3 protein-coding genes are annotated in these 3,104 nt (G+C 66.4%); 1 reads left to right on the top strand and 2 read right to left on the bottom strand.

What is annotated here, in order from left to right:
- Window positions 1–452: TonB-dependent receptor plug domain-containing protein (locus AC1DZ6_RS22300; protein ID WP_477099309.1), on the bottom strand; the 452-nt coding region annotated here is incomplete at its 3' end.
- A 170-nt stretch (window positions 453–622) separates the two neighbouring features.
- Window positions 623–1,222 carry a cation efflux transmembrane domain-containing protein gene (locus tag AC1DZ6_RS22295; protein WP_477099308.1) on the bottom strand — a complete coding sequence of 200 codons (600 nt, stop codon included), beginning with the start codon at window positions 1,220–1,222 and terminating at the stop codon, window positions 623–625.
- A 167-nt stretch (window positions 1,223–1,389) separates the two neighbouring features.
- Between AC1DZ6_RS22295 and ettA the strand changes: the two genes are divergently transcribed.
- Entirely contained in the window at window positions 1,390–3,057 is a 1,668-nt protein-coding gene (gene ettA / locus AC1DZ6_RS22290) for an energy-dependent translational throttle protein EttA (protein WP_477099307.1), read from the top strand.
- Window positions 3,058–3,104 lie beyond the last annotated feature (47 nt).

Raw genomic sequence — 3,104 nt, 5'->3', positions numbered from 1 at the left:
CCCTGGGCCAGCTCGACCTTGCCCAGGTCCTCGCTGGTGACGGCGCGGCTGATGTGCAGGCCGTTGTAATTGCCGTAGCTCATGTCGCCCAGCGGCACGCCGTCCAGGGTGAAGCCCAGGCGGCTCTGGTCGAAGCCGCGGATGGCGACGCGGGTGGACCACTCGTAGGCGCCGAAGGCGTCGGCCGACTGGAAGCTGACGCCCGGCAGCTTTTCGATGGCGCGCAGCGGGCTGGAACCGGCGGCCAGCACTTCGATCTGGCTGGTGGTGATGGTCTGGACCTGGCGGCTCTGGCCCTGGCCCAGCACGATGACGGCGTCGACTTCGTTGGCGTCGGCGGGAACCGCATCAGCGGGCGCGGCGGCGGCCATGGGCTCGGCGGCCAGGGCGAGGAGCGGCGTGGCCGACAGCAAGGCGCACAAGGCCCCGCCCAGCATCAGGTGTCGTTTCATGGTTTGGATCCCCACGCCGGCGCTCAGGGGGAGCGGCGCCGGCTTGGAGAGCTGCGGTAACAGCGCTCGACGACAGCGCGCCGACAGTTCCGTGTCGACTATCCGACAGGCGCGCGACGGTCACGTGACGGCCTTCCCTCGCGGCGAGGGTTAGGTCGCGTCCAGTCTGGTCAAGGGCGGGCGTCCCTTGGCGCGGCTCGGTGTTCGTCGCGCGCCGTCGTCCAGACGGCTTTCGCCGCATCGACGTTCATCGCGGCTATACCCACGCCGACGACGACGTCCGGCCAAGGCGAGCGGGTGAATGCGGTGACGCCTCCGGCGGCGATGATCGCGATATTGGCCAAGGCGTCATTGCGGGCCGACAGGAACGCGGCCTTTGTCAGACTGCCCGAACGGTGTCGGAAGCGCGCCAGGGTGAAGGCGCAAAACAGGTTGATGATCAACGCGCCGCCACCGGTCACCGTGAGCGGGATCGCTTCGGGAGGAACCGGGGCGGCGTACTTGCGCCACAGCGCCCAGAGGAACGCCAAGGCGGGGATCAGGAGGACGCCCGCCAGCGCCATGCCGACCTGGGCGCGCCGCCGCATGCTCCAGCCCAGCGCGGCGAAGATCAGGAAATTGACCGCGGCGTCCTCGAGAAAATCGACGCTGTCGGCCAGGAGCGACACCGAACCGATATGAAGCGCAACGCCGAACTCCACCCCGAAATAGGCGAGGTTCAAGAGCGCGACGAGCCTCACGGCCCGGCCGAGGTCGTTTTCAATCTGCATGGTGGCGGGCTCCTCGCGAGGGTCTTAGCGCGGGAGGGGCCCCGGCGGCCAGCCTTGGCGGAGGGCGTCGGGTCGGCAATGGCCCCGGGAACATTGCGCAATCCCGCCCCGAAGGCTATCTGAGCGCCCGACCCCCAGATCCGATACGCAAGAGGCCGACGCCCCCCATGGCTCAGCAATATATTTTCCAGATGCAGGGCCTGACCAAGGCTTTCCCCGGCGGCAAGAAGATCTTCGAGAACATCTGGCTGTCGTTCTATTCCGACGCCAAGATCGGCGTCGTGGGCGTCAACGGCTCGGGCAAGTCGACCCTGCTGAAGATCATGGCCGGCCTGGACGACCAGTTCTCGGGCGAGGCCAAGGCCGCCGAGGGCATCCGCCGCGGCTACCTGCCGCAAGAGCCGGTGCTGGACCCGACCAAGGACGTCTGGGGCAACGTCATCGCCGACTGCGAAGACAAGCTGATCTTCGACAAATACAACGAGATCGCCAACAAGCTCGGCGAGGATTATTCCGACGAGCTGATGGAGGAGATGACCAAGCTCCAGGAGATCATCGACGCCCGCGACCTGTGGGACATCGACTCCAAGGTCGAGATGGCCATCAACGCCCTGCGCTGCCCGCCCAACGACGCCAGCATCGAAGACCTGTCGGGCGGTGAAAAGCGCCGCATCGCCCTGGCCCGCCTGCTGCTCAGCAAGCCCGACATCATGCTGCTGGACGAACCCACCAACCACCTGGACGCCGAGTCGGTCGCCTGGCTGCAGCACCACCTGGAAAACTTCCCGGGCTGCGTGATCCTGGTGACCCACGATCGCTACTTCCTGGATCAGGTCACCAAGTGGACGCTGGAGCTCGATCGCGGCAAGGGCGTGCCCTACGAGGGCAACTATTCCGGCTGGCTGGAGCAGAAGACCAAGCGCGTCGTGCAGGAGCAGTCCGAATCCGACAGCCGCCAGCGCGCCCTGACCCGCGAACTGGAATGGGTCCGCTCTTCGCCCAAGGCCCGTCAGTCCAAGTCCAAGGCCCGCCTGGCGAGCTACGAGGAAATGGTCGCCGCGCAGGAGAACGCCCGCGCCGCCCAGACCCACGCCCACATCCAGATCCCGCCCGGCCCGCGCCTGGGCAACCTGGTGCTGGAAGTCGAAGGCCTGGAAAAGGAATACGGCGACAAGGTGCTGTTCAAGGACCTGTCGTTTCGCCTGCCGCCGAACGGCATCGTCGGCGTCATCGGCCCGAACGGCGCCGGCAAGTCGACGCTGTTCAAGCTGATCACCGGCCGGGAGCAACCCGACCAGGGCACGGTCAAGGTCGGCGAGACCGTCAAGCTGTCGTACGTCGACCAGAGCCGTGACGCGCTGGACGCCAACAAGACCATCTGGGAAGAGATCAGCGGCGGCACCGACGTGATGATCGTCGGCAAGCGCGAGATCAATTCCCGCGCCTATGTCGGCAGCTTCAACTTCAAGGGTGGCGACCAGCAGAAGAAGGTCGGCCTGCTGTCGGGCGGTGAGCGCAACCGCGTCCACCTGGCCAAGACCCTGGCCACCGGCGGCAACCTGCTGCTGCTCGACGAACCGACCAACGACCTGGACATCGAAACCTTGCAGGCGCTGGAAGAGGCCCTGGAAGAATTCGCGGGCTGCGCCGTGGTCATCTCCCACGATCGCTGGTTCCTGGACCGCCTGGCCACCCACATCCTGGCCTTCGAGGGCGACAGCCACGTCGAATGGTTCGAAGGCAACTTCGAGATGTACGAGGAAGACAAGAAGCGCCGCCTGGGCGCCGACAGCCTGATCCCCAAGCGCATCAAGTTCCAGAAGTTCGCCCGCTAAGGCGCGGACCGATCATCGAAACGCAAGACGGGGCGGCCTGCGAAGGC

The organism is Caulobacter sp. P1_B12_2 (assembly GCF_056406675.1).
This window is presented reverse-complemented; position numbering and strand designations above follow the sequence as displayed.

Coding starts and splice junctions, on each gene's coding strand:
- AC1DZ6_RS22295 (WP_477099308.1), bottom strand. CDS start 1,222: ATGCAGATTGAAAACGACCTCGGCCGGGCCGTGAGGCTCGTCGCGCTC.
- ettA (WP_477099307.1), top strand. CDS start 1,390: ATGGCTCAGCAATATATTTTCCAGATGCAGGGCCTGACCAAGGCTTTC.